Origin of the sequence: Microcoleus sp. MOSTC5 (assembly GCF_036701825.1) — a bacterium.
In the GTDB taxonomy this organism is placed as follows: Bacteria; Cyanobacteriota; Cyanobacteriia; order Cyanobacteriales; family Microcoleaceae; genus Microcoleus; species Microcoleus asticus.
This window is the reverse complement of sequence record NZ_JAUBRK010000005.1, coordinates 101680-120674: the sequence shown is the minus strand read 5'-3', so window position 1 is coordinate 120674 and position 18995 is coordinate 101680. Positions and strand designations below refer to the sequence as shown.

The window sequence follows — 18995 nt, the reverse complement described above, 5'->3', positions numbered from 1 at the left end:
CTTAAATGAGCCTGAAGAAGAGAGAGTCTTAACTTTTTTGTTAGGTGTGAGCGGGTAAGGTGACGATAAATTCAGTTTCTGTTCCCATTATAGAGTTGACGTGAAGGGAACCGCTATGTTTTTCGACGACGATTTGACGCGCGATCGCCAGTCCCAAACCCGTGCCTTTCCCGACAGCTTTCGTTGTAAATAAATGGTCAAATATTTTTTGTTTGACTGATTCATCCATCCCCCGACCATTATCAGTAATACTAATTTTCACGCCGTTATCTACTAAGGAGGTTTGAATGGTAATGCGGTTGGGATTAGCCTTGATTTCTGCAAAAGTTCGACCAGTATTTGATTCTTCCAGTGCATCGATCGCATTGGCAAAAATGTTCATAAACACCTGGTTAAGCTGTCCGGGAAAGCATTCGATCTCGGGAATATTGCCGTAGTTTTTCACTACTTCAATGGCGGGTCGCTCATCGTTGGCTTTCAATCGATATTTGAGAATTAAGATCGTGCTGTCGATGCCAGAGTGAATGTTAAAAGGAACTTTGTAATCTTTGTCAGCTCGGGAAAACGTGCAGAGCGTCGTGCTGATATCTTTGATGCGATCGCATCCCAGTTGCATCGAGTCAATCATTTTGGGCAAATCTTCGATAATATAGTCTAAATCGATATCTTCGGCATGGTCTGCAATCTCTGTTTCCGGGGCGCGATCGCCATAGAGATTGAGATGCTCCACTAAGTCTTGAACTGTGCGTTTGGCTTCATTCAAATTACCCCAAATAAAGCCGACGGGGTTATTAATTTCATGGGCAACGCCAGCAACTAAGTTACCCAATGCCGACATTTTCTCACTTTGGACGATTTGTAATTGGGCTTGTTGTAAAGATTGTAGAGCTTGTTCGAGTTCTTGAGATTTTTGCAAGATGGCTGACTCAGCTTGTTTGCGATCGCTGATGTCTCTCATAATCGTAGAAAAATACTGTAACTCCCCATCACTCGATTTGTGGGCAAGCACAACTTGAGAAACGGGAATTTCCCCTCCATGTCCATCAAAAACTGCCGTCTCACCCATCCAAACTCCAGAGCGGATAGCTTCGGGTAATCCCTGATTTCCAATTATCTCTAGCGCCCACTCCGGGTGATATTTAGAGATTTCAGTACCCTTTGCTAATGCCTCATTTTCTAAACCTAAAAGATTCCGCCAGGCCCGGTTGAGATAAAGATTTCTACCAGTTGGATCGGCAGTGCCAATCAAGTCAGATGTACTTTCCAGAATTGCCAACAGGCGGGTTTGTTCAGCTTCAATGTGTTTGCGATCGCTAATATCAATCACCACCCCATCCCATAGGATCGATCCATCAGCTAGCCGCTCTGGTCTAGCAGCAGATTGAATCCATTTCACGGTTCCAGAAAGCAGAATAATACGCCATTCTTGCTCAAAGGGTGTCAGATTTTGGGCAGAGTAAGCGATTGCTTTTCCAATCGCTGGGTTATCGTCAGGATGATGCAGATCGTAAAGACTAAACTTTCCTGTCATCACCAATTCTGGCTCTACCTCATACAAGTCCAAACAACCAGAACTAACGTAGGGTGTTGAAATTGAACCGTCTGGCCCCAGGCGAAATTGGTACACCATCCCCGGGATATTATTCGCCAAATTTTGGAAGCGGGTTTCAGTAGCCTGCAATTTTGCTAAAGATTGTGTTAACTCTTGTGCATAGTTCTGGGAATTTCGATAAAGTCGGGCATTTTCCAAAGAAATAGCCGCTTGAGCGCAGAGTAAATTGAGCAGTTCGACGCGATCGCTTGTAAATGCCCCCCTTACTAAAGTATTTTCTAGATATAAAATGCCCATCAACTTACCTTGATGTAAAATCGGGCTGCACAAGATACTATGAGGCTGCTGACGAATGATATACGGGTCATTGGCTAAAGTCGGATCGGCCGTCGCATCCAGCAGCACAACAGTTTGCCTTTCATGCTTCACTTTATAAATTAGCTTCAGGGGAATATCCTGACTGTCCTCAATGGGAAAGCCCTGCAACACGACTGGCTCCGTCCCCACGATAATTGACCCTTCGATCAGCAGGCGTTCGTCTCGCAAGAGCATTAACACGCATTTATCGGCCCCCGCATTTTCGATGACAATAGAAAGCAACGATGAAAGCAGTTTGGACAATTCGATTTCGGCAGAAAGAGTTTGGGAAGCTTTGAGAATGGCAGCTAAATCTAGAGCAGTAGAGACACTGCTACTGCTGGAAATGGGAGAACAGGTGGAGGTGACACTTGCCAATGTGAAGAGAGTTTCGTGAGTGGAGAGGGGAGAACGGGTTTGCTGGAGGATGGGAGCCAGTAGTTGGGGATAGCATTTTTCTAAGTCGGCGACTTTAGCTTTTGCTCCCCAACGAATGTAGCAGTAGTAGGCTTCTTGCATATAGATTTGGGCAATTTTTTCTTTACCCCAGTTGAGATAAAATTTCGCGGCTAGTTCATTGGCAAGGGCTTCCTCCTGGAGATATTCGTTGGCTTTGGCTCCAGCAATTGCCTTGTCGTATAACTCAATTGCTTCTGCTTTTTGTCCTAAAACTCGGCATTTTTCTGCCTCGATCAAGTCAACTTTATGTTGGTGATTCATGGGGGCATGATGCGCCCATTGAGTAATATTCGTTTGATGAATTTCCATCAGGGCCAGAGTGTTTGCTTGCTCAATTTCTGACTCCATAGAGCATAGTGCCAGGTAGGTTAACCCAGCATAGAAATGAAAAACAGGAATTTGAATCATTCCTGTTGCTGCCATCAAATAGCGGTTAGCTTGGGTAAGGTAGTCTAGGGCATGGGTGTAGTTGCCAAAAATATAGGCAAGCATCAGTTTATAGATATAAACAACAGCAAGGACAGTGAGTTCGTTATTTTGATACTGCTTAGGGAACATCACCGTTTCATCGTAGGCAGTACCGATTAATAAATCCGGTTGCTTGACAACTTCTGTCAAGTTCTGCACCGTCTGTTGTGTTGCCTTTAGGTAAGCCAGAGGAGAATCTTGCTTCAGAGTTGCTAATACAACACAGTAATTTTCTATTTCTAGTGCCCAATCGTCCAGAGCCACTCCACCGAATAGATGATCGTAAAAACAAATAGCGATACTGTAGCCAGCATTGAGGAAATCACCTGTTTCCATCCCCGCTAGATAGCTATCTTTGAGCGTTAGTATTGCTGACCTTAGTGTTTCTTGACGATGCTGGAGAAAAGCGCCAAAAAAAAGTAAAGCTGAGGACTTAAATTCCCGTACATTCAACTCATTGACTAAGCTCAGTGCTAGTCGCCCAAAGTCATAACCTGTTTTTACTTCTCCTAAAAAAGAAGACAACACCATGCCGTAACCTACATATCCGATTGTTGATGCAGGCGCATTTCCAAATTGGAGAGATAGACTCACCATTGTGGAGCAATACAGAGGTAGCAAGGCAGGACACCCTGCAAAAATCGCTGAAAACAACATGGCTAATAGTTGCATCGCTGCAATTGTCTCTGAGTCGCTCATCGCAGGGAGGTTAATCAGTTCTGAAATCTGTTTGCGCTGAAGGCGATCGCCAAGGGTTTGTAGTGCTTTGCCTGTCAAGGCTTCATCAGGTTCAGATGAGAACTCAACCCCCAATTCTACCAGCGCATTTTTGCCGACAGATATTGCTTCTAACATCTGACTCTGGGCTGTCAGTGCGCTGATTTGGATCTGATAAATTTTCACTCGATCTAATATGGTTTGAGCCGATCGCAACACCAGTGCTGCCATCTGTTCCATTTCTTCAAAATCACCATTCAAATAAGCAACTTCAGCCGATGCAACATACAGATTCAAAGTTAATTGATACTGATGTTGCCAGCAGTTAGCTGTCAGTAACTCAATTCCTGTTTGTAAATAAACTCTTGCTGCGGCGTAAGCTGTGGAATTTCTCGCCTTCACTCCCGCTTGTAAATTTAGTTGAGCTAATGCTTGGCGATCGCTAGGTTGAGTCATTAACTCAATTCCTAAATTCAAATGGCCGACAATATCAAATAGCTTTTCCTCTTTCTCCAATTCGGATAAGCTTTGTTGGAGTAATTGTCCGATTTTGAGATGAGTTGCTTGTTTTTGGTCTGAGGGAATCAGAGAATAGCTTGCTTGTTGTACTCGGTCATGTAAAAATTTGTAGGCAACAGTTTCTTGATTTTCTTGAGAAACTGCTTGAGTTTTTTCCCCAACATAGAATTTATAAATATCACTAATCGGTAAAACTAGCCATTCTTGTAAGGCTTTCCATAAACTTGCCGCCGTTTCTACCTCTGAGTGTTCCCAAACAATTCCTAAAGTTGTCAGATCGAATTGATTGCCAATACAAGCTGCTAATTTTAACACTTCTTGAGTCTCGGCTGGCAATTTTTGCAATTGTAATGCCATAAACTCCACCACATCCGAGGTCAGTGCTTGCCGACGTACCTGAGCAATATCGCATTGCCAAGCACCCAACTCAAAATCAAATTGAATGAATCCATCTTGATACAATGCTTTGAGAAACTGTGTCGCAAAAAAAGGATTTCCTTGAGTTTTCTGAAAAACTAATTGAGTCAGGGGCAATGCTAAATTTTCGGAACATTTTAACGTATCAGCTACTAATTGATTGACTTGTAATTGACTCAAGGGTGTTAAGGTAATCGTATTAATTGTGAAGAGTGTTTTTTGCATCTCACCCAAGGTCAACATTAAGGGATGTCCCGGATTAACTTCGTTATCGCGATAGGCTCCAATAATAAAAAGATGACTTGTATCAGCCATTAATATCTGCATTAAGTTCAGAGATGCCGAATCTGCCCATTGCAAGTCATCTAAAAATATGACTAAGGGATGTTCAGCACTGGCAAAAACTTTGGTAAATTTTTGAAATAATAAATTAAATCGATTTTGGGCTACTGTTCCTGATAATTCAGGAGTCGGTGGTTGTTGACCGATGATTCTTGATAATTCGGGGATGACTTCAATAATTACCTGTCCATTTTCTCCAACTGCTGATAATATCTTATTTTTCCATTCTTGGATTTCAGCCTCGCTTTCGGTTAACAATTGCCCCATTAAGTCGCGGAATGCTTGCACAAAAGCAGAGAAGGGAATGTTGCGCTGAAATTGATCGTATTTGCCTTTAATGAAATAACCACGCTGGCGAACAATTGGTTTATGAACTTCATTGACAACTGCTGTTTTTCCAATTCCAGAAAACCCAGCGACTAGCATCATTTCTGTGGCTCCAAGACTGACTCGCTCAAAGGCTTGGAGTAGGGCTTTTACTTCGGTTTCTCGTCCATAGAGTTTGTCGGGGATGAGAAAGCGATCGCACAGATCCCGTTGTCCAATTTCAAAGCTCTCAATCAAACCCGTAACTTGTAGTCGATCTAAACACTTTTCTAGATCGTATTTCAGTCCCAAAGCACTCTGATATCTGGATTCGGCATTCTTTGCCATCAATTTGTTGACAATATCTGAGAGTACATCCGGAATTTGTGGGTTAACTTCCTGTACTAAAGGTGCTGCTTTGGCAATATGACCATGTACTAACTCCATCAGGTCATTTGATTGAAAAGGTAACTCTCCTGTCAGTAATTCGTAGAAGGTGACACCTAAAGAATAAAAGTCAGTCCGATAGTCAATTCCCCGATTCATTCTGCCTGTTTGTTCCGGAGAAATGTAAGCAAGTGTCCCTTCTAACACATTAGGATTGATGAGTGTTTGGGTTTCTCTTGGAAGTAAAGAGGCGATACTAAAGTCAATTAATTTGACTTGTTTAGTTGCGGGATTAATTAAGATATTGCTGGGTTTGATGTCTTTGTGAATGATGCGCTCGCGATACAATATATCTAAGATATTGCACAGTGCGATCGCCATTTCTAAAAACTCTCTCAAAGAGGGTAGATTTTTCCTTTTCACTCCCCATTCCTGAAGAGAAATCCCCCCAAAGTCTTCCATTACTAACGCATAACCATTGTGATAGGGTGACAGGCTATAAGTTTCGATAATTAAGGGTGAGTTGAGATTTTTGGCAATAGTATATTGATTGCGAAACTGTACCAGTTCGCTAAAGGTAGGATAGTCATTTTTGAGCAGTTTGATGACGACAGGTAATTGGTCTGATGTACGGACTGCCCGATAAACTAAGGTGCGACTTCCTGAATAAACTCTTTCGATAATTTGATAGTCGAGAATTTGAACTATTGTCTGAATGTCGCTATTTTTCTCGGAGTTATTCATGTGATTGTTATTTGATGATTGATGAGTGAGTGGTTGCTTAAATGATCCTGAATGCTAGGTTAAATTAACTTTTTTGTTCGGCTTGAGTTGGCAAGGTAATGATAAACTCGGCTCCTTTTCCCAGTAGAGAAGTACAGTTCAATTTTCCACCGTGAGTTTTTTCCACAATTTGACGCGCGATCGCTAATCCCAAACCAGTTCCTTGACCCACACTCTTAGTAGTAAATAAATTATCAAAAACTTGCTCCCGCACTGATTCACTCATGCCAATACCATTGTCTTTAATCCGAATTACCACCTGTTTTTTATCGCCAGATAATTCTGTTTTGACGATAATTTGATTGGGATTGGCTTTAATCTCTGCATAACTCCGTCCAATATTGAAGTCATCCAAAGCATCGATCGCATTCCCCAAAATATTCATGAATACCTGATTTAATTGTCCAGCATAGCATTCGATTTTGGGTAGAGCGCTATATTCCTTAATTACTTTGATTTCGGGGCGAGTGTCGTTGGCTTTCAGACGATGCTTGAGGATCATAATCGTGCTATCAATGCCCTCGTGGATATTGCAGGCAACCGGGCGATCGCTATCCGCACGCGAGAATGTCCGCAGACTAACGCTAATGTCTTGAATCCGCTTCACACCTTCTCGCATCGACTCAACTAACCGAGGTAAGTCTTCGCGGATATAGTCAAGCTCAATGGTTTCGATTTCTTCTTGAATCTCTGGCTCTAGTTGAGGATATTTTTGTTGCACTAGATCGAGCAATCCAAACAAATCCTTAATGTAATCTAAGGCAGGGGTAATATTGCCAGTTAGGAAGCCAACAGGGTTGTTGATTTCGTGAGCAACCCCAGCTACTAAATTTCCCAATGCTGACATTTTTTCGCTTTGAATCATTTGCAATTGGGTTTGCTGCAAGTTTTGTAAGGCTTGCTCTAATTCTTGAGATTTTTGAATGATGGCGGCTTCGGCACGTTTGCGATCGCTAATATCTAACACCAATCCATCCCAAACGAGAGTTCCATCCGCCTGTTGTTCGATGCGAGTTTCGATGTGAATCCACTTGAGAATTCCCGATGGTGTCACAATTCGCCCTGACCACTCCAAAGCAGTTAGGGTTTGTATCGAGTCGGTAACGGACTGTTGGTAACTAGCAGCATCCTCTGGATGAAGCGATTCTATAAGAAACTGCATATTAGCGATCGCTTGCTCTGGCGTAAATTCAAACAAGTCGTAACACTCGGCACTGACGTAGGTGATATATCTGACCCCATCGGCAGTCGATCGGGCTTGATAAACAACGCCAGGAACGCGATCTACAAGTTTCTCAAAGCGAGAGTTACTAGCACTCAAGTTTTCGAGCGAGTGCTCTAGCTGTTGGGAATAGGTTTGTGACTGCTGATAAAGTCGGGCATTTTCTAGGGAGATAGCAGCTTGAGCGCAAAGTAGGTTGAGGAGTTCGACGCGATCGCTTGTAAATGCCCCCCTCGCTAAATTATTTTCTAGATATAAAATGCCCATCAACTTGCCCTGATGCAAAATCGGGCTGCACAAGATACTATACGGCTGCTGACGAATGATATACGGGTCATTGGCTAAAGTCGGATCGGCCGTCGCATCCAGCAGCACAGCGGTCTGCCTGTTGTGCTTGACTTTGTAAATCAGCTTCAGGGGAATATCCTGAGAGTCCTCAACCAGAAGGCGCTGCAACACGACTGGCTCCGCGCCCTCGATAATTGACCCTTCGATCAGTAGATGATTGTCTCGCAAGAGCATGAAGACGCATTTATCAGCCCCCGCATTTTCTATGACAATATGCAGCAATGCCGAGAGTAGTTTTTCAAATTCGATTTCACCTGAGATAGTTTGGGAAGCTTTGAGAATGGCGGCTAAATCTAAAGCTACAGAGACGCTGCTACTGCTGGAACTGGGAGAACTGGTGGAGCTACTCCCCAATGAGAATATAGTTTCGTGAGGGGAGAAGGGAGAACGGGTTTGCTGGAGGATGGGGGCGAGAAGTTGCCGATAGCATCGCTCCAAGTCGGCGACTTTGGCTTTAGCGCCCCAACGAGCATAGCCATAGTAGGCGTTCGTCATGTATTCCTGGGCAATGCGTACTTTACCCCAGTCGAGGTAAAATTGGGCGGCTAGTTCATTGGCTAGTGCTTCTTCTTGGATGTATTCGTTGGCTTTGGCTCCTGAAATGGCGCGATCGTAATGTTCAATTGCTTCGGCTTTATTGCCTAAAACCCGATACTTTTGGGCCTCAACTAAATACCATTTATGCTGATGGTTCATGGGAGCATTCTGCGCCCATTGATGCAAAATAGTTTGATGGGTTTCCACCAAAGCGAGAAGTTCGGCTTGCTCAATTTCTGGCTGCCTGGGGAAGAGTGCCAAATGCGTTAGAGCTGTATAGAAATGGAAAATGGGAATAAAAATCAAGCCTGATATTGCCATTAAATGCTGTTTGACTTGAGCGCTATGGTCTAGGGCAGCCGTGTAATTGCCAAAACAGTAGGCCAGGAAAAATTTGTAGAAGTAAGCAATAGCGATCGCACAAAGATCGTTGTCCTGATGGTGCTTGGGAATCATCACCCTTTCATCGTAGGCATCACCAATTAAGCAATCCGACAGAATATGAGTTTCCCTCAAGTTTTGTATCGCCTGCTGTTTTATATCCAAATAAGTCTTTGCAGAATATTGCTTTACCTCTGCCAGAACGCCCCTGTAAACTGCAATCTCAGGTTCCCAAGTGTCTAGTTCTACCCCACCAAAAAGTTTGGCATTTAAGTAAATGCCGATGCTATAGCCAGCGTTGAAAAAATCGCCAGTTTCTATACCAGTCGCATAGCCATCTTTACCCGTCAGCATCGTTGCCCTCACAGCTTCCTGACGATGTTGGATAAAAGACCCAAATAGAAGTAAAACCTTGCTCTTGAATTCCCGCACATTAAATCGGTCAATCAAATTCAATGCCAATCGCCCAAAGCTATAGCCTGTTTCCACTTCTCCCAAAAAACCACACAGTACCAGACCATAAATCACATACCCCACTGTTGATGCAGGCGAATTCCCAAACTGGAGGGATAAACTCACCATCGTCGCGCTCAGTATAGGCAGTAATCCCGGCATTCCCTGGATAATAGGTGCAAATAACATTCCTAACATTTGCATGGCGGCCTGAGTCTGAGGATCGCTCACGATCGGGAGATCGATTAGTTCTTCAATCCGTCTATTGCTTAGTTGACCTGCAAGAGTCTGTAGCACTTGGCTAATTTTGGCTTCATCAGGTGCAGTCGGGAATTCAACTCCCAATTGCCCCAAGGCATCTCTGGCCACTGCAATAGCTTCTAACATCTGACTCTGGGCTGTCAGTGCCATGATTTGAATTTCGTAAATTTTAACTTTGTCTAAAATTGTTTGAGCTTCTTCTAACACCAGTGCTGCCATCTGTTGCATCCTGTCAAGATCGGCATTCAAATAAGCGGCTTCGGTAGCAGCAATATAGAGGCTTAGAGTCAATTTATACTGATTTTGCCAGCAGTTAGCTGTCAGTAACTCAATCCCTGTTTGCAGATAAACTATTGCCGCAGTGTATGCTGTAGAATTTCTAGCTTTCTGTCCCGCTTTTAAGTTAAGTTGAGCTAAGGATTCTCGTTCTTGCGGTTGAATAATTAACTCAATTCCTAAATTCAAATGCCCGACCAGATCGAACAGTTTTTCCTCTTGCTCTAGCTCGGAGAATTTTTGTTGAAGTGATTGTCCAATTTTGAGATGAGTTGCTGTTTTTTGCTCATCCGGAATCAGGGAATAAGCTGCTTGTTGTACTCGGTCATGTAAAAATCTATACTTGGCTATTTGTTTAGTAGTATTTTCATTTGACGCTACCAATCTCTCATTTTCTTCTCCCTGATAAAACTTATAAACATCGCTCAGCGGCAATATCAACCCTTCTTGTAATGCTTTCCATAAATCCGCCGAGGTTTCAATTTCTGAGTGTTCTGAAACAATTGCCAAAGTTGCTAAATCAAACTGATTGCCAATACAAGCTGCTAACTGCAATATCTGTTGAGTTGATGGCGGTAGTTTTCGCAATTGAAAACCCATAAAGACCACAACGTCATCTGTAACTGCTTGCTGATTCACTTGTGCAATGTCACATTGCCACCCCCCTGTAGCTCCCCCTTGGTAAGGGGGGGTTGGGGGCGTGAATTGAATCAGTCGATCTTGATGTAATGCTTTGAGAAACTGGGTAGCGAAAAACGGATTTCCTTGAGTTTTTTGAGAGATTAATTGAGAAAGAGGTAATGCCAAAGTTTCTGAACATTTCAGTGTGTCAGCAACTAATTGATTGACTTTGACTTGACTCAATGGCGCTAAAGTAATCGTATTAATCGTTGCTTGGTTTTTTTGAATCTCACTCAATGTCAAGATTAATGGATGTGCTGGATTAACTTCGTTATCGCGGTAGGCACCTATTAATAAAAGATAACTTGTATCAGCCATTAATAGCTCCATTAACTTCAGCGATGCTGAATCTGCCCATTGCAAATCATCTAAGAACATTACTAAGGGATGTTCAGCACTGGTAAAGACTTGGGTGAATTTTTGAAACAATAAATTAAAGCGGTTTTGGGCGGCTGTTCCTGATAATTCTGGTGCGGGTGATTGCTGACCGATAATTGTTTCTAGTTCGGGAATGACTTCAATAATGACTTGTCCATTTTCTCCAACTGCTGATAATATCTTATTTTTCCATTCTTGGATTTGAGTCTCGCTTTCTGTTAATAACTGCCCGATTAAATCTCGGAATGCTTGCACAAAAGCACTGAAGGGAATGTTGCGCTGAAATTGATCGTATTTGCCTTTAATGAAATAACCGCGTTGGCGAACAATTGGTTTATGCACTTCGTTGACAACGGCTGTTTTTCCAATTCCAGAAAACCCAGATACTAACATCATTTCTGCTGCACCCAGACTGACTCGCTCAAAGGCTTGGAGTAGGGTTTTTACTTCGGTTTCTCGTCCATAGAGTCGATCGGGGATGAGGAAGCGATCGCATACATCCCTCTGTGCAATCTCAAAGCTCTCAATTTTACCATAAACTTGTAACTGAGTTAAACAATTTTCTAAATCAAACTTGATCCCCAACGCACTCTGATATCTGGATTCGGCATTTTTTGCCATCATTTTGGTGACTATTTCTGATAGTACAGAGGGAATTTTAGAAGTGATTTCATGTACTAAAGGCGAGGCTTTCGCAATATGGCAATGCACCAATTCCATTGGATTGTTTGATTGAAAAGGTAACTCTCTTGTGAGTAATTCGTAGAAAGTTACGCCTAGAGAATAGAAGTCTGTTCGATAGTCAATCCCCCGATTCATTCGGCCGGTTTGTTCTGGGGAAATATAAGCTAGTGTTCCTTCTAAAACATTGGGATTGATTAGTGTTTGGGTTTCTCGCGGTAGCAAAGATGCAATACTAAAGTCGATTAATTTGACTTGTTTGGTTTCGGGATTAATTAAGATATTGCTCGGTTTAATGTCTTTGTGAATGATGCGCTCGCGGTACAATATATCTAAGGTATTGCACAGGGCGATCGCGATTGACAAAAACTCTCTCAAAGATAGTGCGTTCTTCCCTTTAATCGCCCATTCGTGAAGAGAAATTCCCCCGAAATCTTCCATCACTAAGGCATAGCCATTTCGATAGGGTTCGAGACTATAAGTTTTGATGATTCCAGGTTGACAAAGGTTTTTAGCAATGGTATATTGATTGCGAAATTGCACCAGCTCGCTAAAGGTAGGATAGTCGTTTTTCAGCAGTTTGATGACGACAGGTAGTCGATCGTTGGTACGGATAGCCCGATATACCAAGGTGCGACTTCCTGAATAAACTGGTTCGATAATTTGATAGTTGGGAATTTGAACAGTTGGATGATTGTTGTTCTTTGTGTTAGAGCTATTCATGACTGTTGCTGTTTTATAATTGATGAGTCAGTCGTTGTTAAATGAGTCTGAATGCTGGCAGAAAATTAACTTTTTTGTTCGGATTTAGTTGGCAAGGTGATGATAAATTCAGTTCCTGTTCCCATTATAGAGTTGACGTTCAGGGAACCGCCATGTTTTTCGACGATAATTTGACGCGCGATCGCCAATCCCAATCCCGTACCTTTTCCAACCGATTTTGTAGTAAACAAATGGTCAAATATTTTTTGTTTGACAGATTCATCCATCCCCTGACCATTATCAGCAATGACAATTTTGACCTGATGGTTTTCTCTTGAAGTAGTAATTGTAATGCGGTTGGGATTCGCCTGAATTTCCGAAAAAATTCGACCAGTATTTGATTCATCCAACGCATCGATCGCATTGGCGAAAATGTTCATAAACACCTGGTTAAGCTGTCCGGGGAAGCATTCGATCGCCGGAATATTGCCGTAATCTTTCACTACTTCAATCGCAGGCCGCTCATCGTTGGCTTTCAATCGATATTTGAGAATTAAGGTCGTGCTATCGATGCCCTCGTGGATGTTAAAAGCAACTTTGTAGTCTTTGTCAGCTCTAGAAAACGTGCGAAGGCTAGTGCTGATACCTTTGATGCGATCGCAGCCCAATTGCATCGAATCAATCATTTTGGGCAAGTCTTCGATGATATAATCTAAATCGATATCTTCGGCATGGTCTGCAATCTCTGTTTCTGGTGCGCGAGATCGATAGAGATTGAGATGCTCCACTAAGTCTTGAACTGTGGATTTGGCTTCACTCAAATTGCCAGTTAGGAAGCCAACGGGGTTATTGATTTCGTGAGCGACACCAGCAACTAAGTTACCCAACGCTGACATTTTTTCACTTTGAATCATTTGCAATTGGGTTTGCTGCAAATCATGTAAGGCTTGCTCTAATTCTTGAGATTTTTGAATGATGACCGCTTCGGCTAGTTGGCGCTCGGTAATATCATCTGCCAAGGAAACAACTCCAATTAACTCGCCCTTGGCATTCACAAGTGGATTGTTATACCAAGCACAAATAATACTTTTGCCATCCTTGGTAACATTTTCATTGATACTGTAATTACCGCCCTGCTGCGATATGATATCGATGCTAACTAGCTCCATTTCTGCTTGAATGCTTTGAGGAATAATGAATGTGAATTTACGCCCCAAAGCTTCCTGCTTGGTGTAGCCAAAGATTCTTTCTGCTGCTAGGTTCCAGTCAGTAACCTGAAAATTGGTATCCCACTCTATCACTGCTAGTGGAGTTTGTTGAACCAATAGCTGGAGTCGTTGTTGAGATGCTCGGAGTTGTGCTTCTGCAAGTTGGCGATCGCTAATATTTTTCACAAACGTACAGTTGTACTCTTCGCCGTCGAGTTCAAGGTAGTTAACTGTTACTTCTACCGGATAGCAATGCCCTGATTTGTTGAAATTGTAAGTTTCCAAGACACAGGAACCCTGCTCTTTAACCTCCTGCCAATGCTTTTTCCAAGCTTCTGACGAAAGATCGGGGTTGAAGTCCCAAACGTGTTTTTGCAAAATCTCTATTCGGGAATAGCCGAGATCGCGGCAGGCGGCATCATTAACATAAGAAATCTGTCCACTAGGTTTAACCCACCAGACCGGCACGCTGGAACGATCGATGGCAAACTGAGTGAGTCTGAGAGATTTCTCTGCAAGTTTGCGATCGCTAATATCGATCGTCACGCCATCCCAGATAATCGAACCGTCGGCTTGCCGTTCTGGTCGTGATGCCGCCTGCACCCATTTCACAGTGCCAGAGGTCGTAACAATACGCCATTCCTGCTCAAATGGCATGAGAGTCTGGGCAGAATGGACGAACGCCTGGGTCATGGCTGGGCGATCGTCGGGATACTCCAGCATCCGAAAGTCTCTGATTCCTGTCAAGAACTCTTCAGGTGGTACTTCATATAGATCGGCGCAGCCTGGACTAACGTAGGGAATTGAAACAGAACCATCGAGATCCAGACGGATCTGGTAAATCATCCCAGGCACATTATCCACCAGCTTCTGAAAGCGGGCTTTGCTGGCACTGAGTTCTGCCAGCATTTGTTGGGCTTCCTGATAGAGACGAGCATTTTCTAGTGAGATAGCAGCTTGAGCGCAAAGTATGTTGAGGAGTTCGACGCGATCGCTCGTAAACGCCCCCGTTACTAAAGTATTTTCTAGATATAAAATGCCCAACAACTTGCCCTGATGCAAAATCGGGCTGCACAAGATACTAGAAGGCTGCTGACGAATAATATACGGGTCATTAGCTAAAGTCGGATCGGCACTAGCATCAATCAGCACAGCAGTTCGCCGCTCGTGCTTGACTTTGTAAATTAGTTTGTGGGGAATGTCTTGGCACTCTTCAATGGGAAGGCGTTGCAATACGACTGGTTCCGTTCCCACAGTAATTGACCCTTTAATCAGTAGGCGCGAGTCTCGCAAGAGCATTAACACGCATTTATTGGCTCCCGCATTTTCGATGAGGATCGAAAGCAACGATGAAAGCAGTTTTTCAAATTCGATTTCACCTGAAATAGTTTGATAAGCTTTGAGAATTGCAGCTAAATCTAAAGCGACAGAGACACTGCTACTGCTAGAAGTTGCTCCAATTGTGGAAGTGAGACTTCCCAAGGCGAAGATGGTTTCATTAGTGGAGAGGGGAGAACGGGTTTGCTGTAATATGGGAGCCAGCAGTTGCCGATAGCGCCTTTCCAAGTCGGCAACTTTAGCTTTAGCACCCCAGCGAGCATAGCCGTAGTAGGCTTGGGTGATGTATTCTTGGGCAATGCGCTCTTTGCCCCAGTCGAGGTAGAACTTTGCCGCCAGTTCGTTAGCAAGTGCTTCTTCTTGGATATAACCGTTTTCTTTGGCTCCTGAAATGGCGCGATCGTAATAGTCGATCGCTGAGGCTTTTTCACCTAACACTCGACATTTTTCTGCCTCCACTAAATGCCACTTGTGCAAGTAGTTCATCGGTGCATGGTGCGCTCGCTTGTGCAACTTTGTCTGATTTTCTGCTACCCGTTGCAAGCGATCGGTCAAATCAGAATCCCCACTACAATCTCCAGTTAAAGCAGCAAGAGAATCATAGAAGTAAAAGATTGGCACCGTAACAATACCTGCCCCTGCTGCTAAATACTGTCTGCCCTCAGTCGCAATCTCTGACAGGGATTGCGCCGTTTCACCAAACAGATAGCCAAGAATCAATTTATGGAGATAGAAGAAATGAAGCCCCTGCAGATCGTTGGCTGCCAACAACTGGGGTAGGAACTGCGCCTCGTCGCACATATCGCCCACCAAAAGCTGGGAATTGTGAGCATTGCCCAACAGTTTTAAAACCGCCTGTCTGAGTATTTGAAAGCAGTTAAACGTCTGAACCTGCTTGAGATTCTTCGGCATCTGACTGTAGACGTGGATATCTCGCTCCAGCGTTAAGAGTTCCTGACTGCTGAAGTAGGCAATTTTGCAGCTATGAAATGCGCCATAACCCGCAAATTCCAAATCTCCGGTATCTAATCCAATTTGGTAGCTTTCCCGTAGAACTGGCACTGACATTTGCAAATGAGTAGTTCCATGCAGAACAAATGCCCCCAATATGACGCGGATTCTACATTCAACCTCCTTGGCATTGAGTTTTTCGATTACCGCTAACGCTAGCTTGCCAGCCCGCTCTGCCGCTTCCATGTCTTCTAAAATGCCATTCAAGAGCAGGCCATAGCTGACATAAAAGAAGGCAGAGAACGGTGCGTTGCCATGTTGAATCGAGGCATTTACCTGCGAAAAAATCAGTAATGGATATAACAAAGGATTTGTATTATAAATGCCTGGTGCAGCGCTGGCGGCAATTCTCATCGCTGCCAGGGGTTCAGATGCCGTCATGGGGGGCAGGTTTAATAACTCCTCGATCGGTCTACCTGCCAACAGGTTCACCGTATACTGAAATCCCTGCTGGATATCTTCCTGAGTAGGACAATCGGGTAATTGAATACCCAATTGACTTAGCACTTGTTTCGCCAAGGCGAGCGCATCCAAGAATTGATGCTGGAATATATGGTTTTGAATCTCTATCTCGTAGATTTTCACCCGATCGAGTAGTGTTTTCGCTTCTTGCAACACTATCTCGGCCCAATGTTCCATTTGCTCGAGTTCTCCAGCAAGAAAGGCATTTTCAGCCGCCAATTCATGCAACATTAGAGCCAATTCATACTGACTTTGCCAACAATCGGGCTTTAGCAGCGTGATTCCCGTAGTTGCGTAGGTCATAGCAGACTGATATGCGGTTGCAGACCTGGCTCTTTTGGCGGCGAGTCCGTTTAACTGGGCAATTTTCTCTCGTTCTGCGGGCTCAAGGACCAATTTCAATCCCCTGTTCAGGTGATTGACGATATCAAATAGTTTGTTGGTCTGTTCTATATCTGATGTGCGAGCGAGCAGCAGTTGACCTATATTCAGATGGATTGAAGCTTTCTGGCGATCGGGAATTAGGGAATAGGCGGCTTGTTGGACGCGATCGTGTAAAAAGCTATATTTAGCTATTTGTTTAGAGCTATTCTCACTTTCCACTGCCGATTCTTGCTGCTCTTCCCCATGATAAAATTTATAAGAACTACTAATTGGTAAAATCAATCCTTCTTGCAGTGATCTCCACAAATTAGAAGCCGTTTCTACCTCTGAGTGTTCCGAAACAATTGCCAAAGTTACTAAATCAAACTGATTCCCAATACAAGCTGCTAACTGCAATACCTGTTGAGTTGAGGGAGGCATTTTTCCTAATTGCAATGCCATAAAAGCCACAATATCATCCGTAACTGCTTGCTGCTTAACTTGTGCAATGTCACATTGCCACCCCCCCGTAGCCCCCCCTTGATAAGGGGGGGCTGGGGGGGTGAACTGAATCAGTTGCTCTTGATGTAATACCTTGAGAAACTGTGTAGCAAAAAAGGGATTTCCTTTGGTTTTCTGAAATACCAATTGAGAAAGAGGCAAAGCTAAATTTTTTCTGCATTTCAGGGTATCAGCAACTAATTGAGTCACTGTGACTTGACTCAGTGGTGCTAAAGTAATCGTATTAATCGTGAAGACTGTTTTTTGGATTTCACTCAAAGTCAACATTAATGGATGTGCTGGATTGACTTCGTTATCGCGGTAGGCACCAATTAATAAAAGATGACTTGTATCAGCCATTAATAATTGCATTAACTTCAGCGATGCTGAATCTGCCCATTGCAAATCATCTAAGAACATCACTAAGGGATGTTCAGCACTGGTAAAAACTTGGGTAAAATTTTGAAACAATAAATTAAACCGATTTTGGGCGGCTGTTCCTGATAATTCTGGTGCGGATGGTTGTGGACCAATAATTGTTTCTAGTTCGGGGATGACTTCAATAATTACTTGACCATTTTCTCCAACTGCTGATAATATTTGGTTTTTCCAGTGCTGGATTTGTGGATCGCTTTCGGTTAACAATTGTCCCATTAAATCTCGGAACGCTTGCACAAAAGCACTGAAGGGAATATTCCGTTGAAATTGGTCAAATTTTCCTTTGATAAAATAACCGCGTTGCCTGACAATAGGTTTATGCACTTCGTTGACAACTGCTGTTTTTCCAATCCCCGAAAAACCAGCGACTAGCATCATTTCTGTGGCTCCTTGACTGACTCGCTCAAAGGCTTGGAGTAGAGTTGATACCTCGGCTTCTCGTCCGTATAGTTTGTCGGGAATAATGAAGCGATCGCATACATCCCTCTGTGCAATCTCAAAGCTCTCAATTGAACCCGTAACTTGTAACTGAGTTAAACAATTTTCTAAATCAAACTTGATCCCCAACGCACTCTGATATCTGGATTCGGCATTTTTCGCCATCAGTTTGGTGACTATTTGTGATAGTACAAAGGGAATTTGAGAATTAATTTCATGTACTAAAGGCGAGGCTTTGGCAATATGAGAATGTACTAACTCCATGGGGTCATTGGATTCAAAAGGCAATTTGACTGTCAGTAATTCGTAGAAAGTCACGCCTAAAGAATAAAAATCAGTCCGATAGTCAATCCCCCGATTCATCCGACCAGTTTGTTCTGGGGAAATGTAAGCTAGTGTTCCTTCTAAGACATTGGGATTGATTAGTGTTTGGGTTTCTCGCGGTAACAAGGATGCAATACTAAAATCGATTAATTTGACTTGTTTGGTTTCAGGATTAATTAAGATATTGCTGGGTTTAATGTCTTTGTGAATGATGCGCTCGCGATACAGTAGATCTAAGGTATTGCACAGTGCGATCGCGATTGACAAAAACTCTCTCAAAGATAGTGCGTTCTTCCCTTTAATCGCCCATTCCTGAAGAGAAATCCCGCCAAAGTCTTCCATTACCAGCGCATAGCCATTTTCATAGGGTTCCAGGCTGTAGGTTTGGACGATACTAGGTGAATTAAGGTTTTTGGTAATGGTGTATTGATTGCGAAACTGCACGAGTTCGCTAAAGGTGGGATAGTCGTTTTTCAGAATTTTGATGACCACAGGTAATTGGTCTGATGTACGGATAGCCCGATATACCAAGGTGCGACTTCCTGAATAAACTGTGGAGATAATTTGATAGTTGGGAATTTGAACATTTGTAGGAGTGTCGCTATTTTTGTCAAAGTTATTCATGGTTATTGTTGTTTGATAATTGATGAGCGATTGCTTGTTTAAATGAGCCTAAAGAAGAGAG

The 18995-nt window shown here is 43.2% G+C and carries 3 protein-coding genes; all 3 read right to left on the bottom strand.

Annotation, left to right across the window (positions count from 1 at the left end; genetic code table 11):
• Window positions 1-40 precede the first annotated feature (40 nt).
• The 3 genes from QUA54_RS03710 to QUA54_RS03700 all read right to left on the bottom strand — a co-directional run bounded on the left by QUA54_RS03710 (window position 41) and on the right by QUA54_RS03700 (window position 18934).
• Window positions 41-6268, bottom strand: a complete 6228-nt coding sequence (locus tag QUA54_RS03710) for an AAA family ATPase (RefSeq protein WP_333413344.1) — start codon at window positions 6266-6268, stop codon at window positions 41-43.
• A 64-nt stretch (window positions 6269-6332) separates the two neighbouring features.
• Window positions 6333-12248 carry an AAA family ATPase gene (locus QUA54_RS03705; RefSeq protein WP_333413342.1) on the bottom strand — a complete coding sequence of 1972 codons (5916 nt, stop codon included), beginning with the start codon at window positions 12246-12248 and terminating at the stop codon, window positions 6333-6335.
• 65 nt (window positions 12249-12313) lie between these two features.
• Window positions 12314-18934, bottom strand: a complete 6621-nt coding sequence (locus QUA54_RS03700) for a PAS domain S-box protein (protein WP_333413341.1) — start codon at window positions 18932-18934, stop codon at window positions 12314-12316.
• Window positions 18935-18995: the final 61 nt, after the last annotated feature.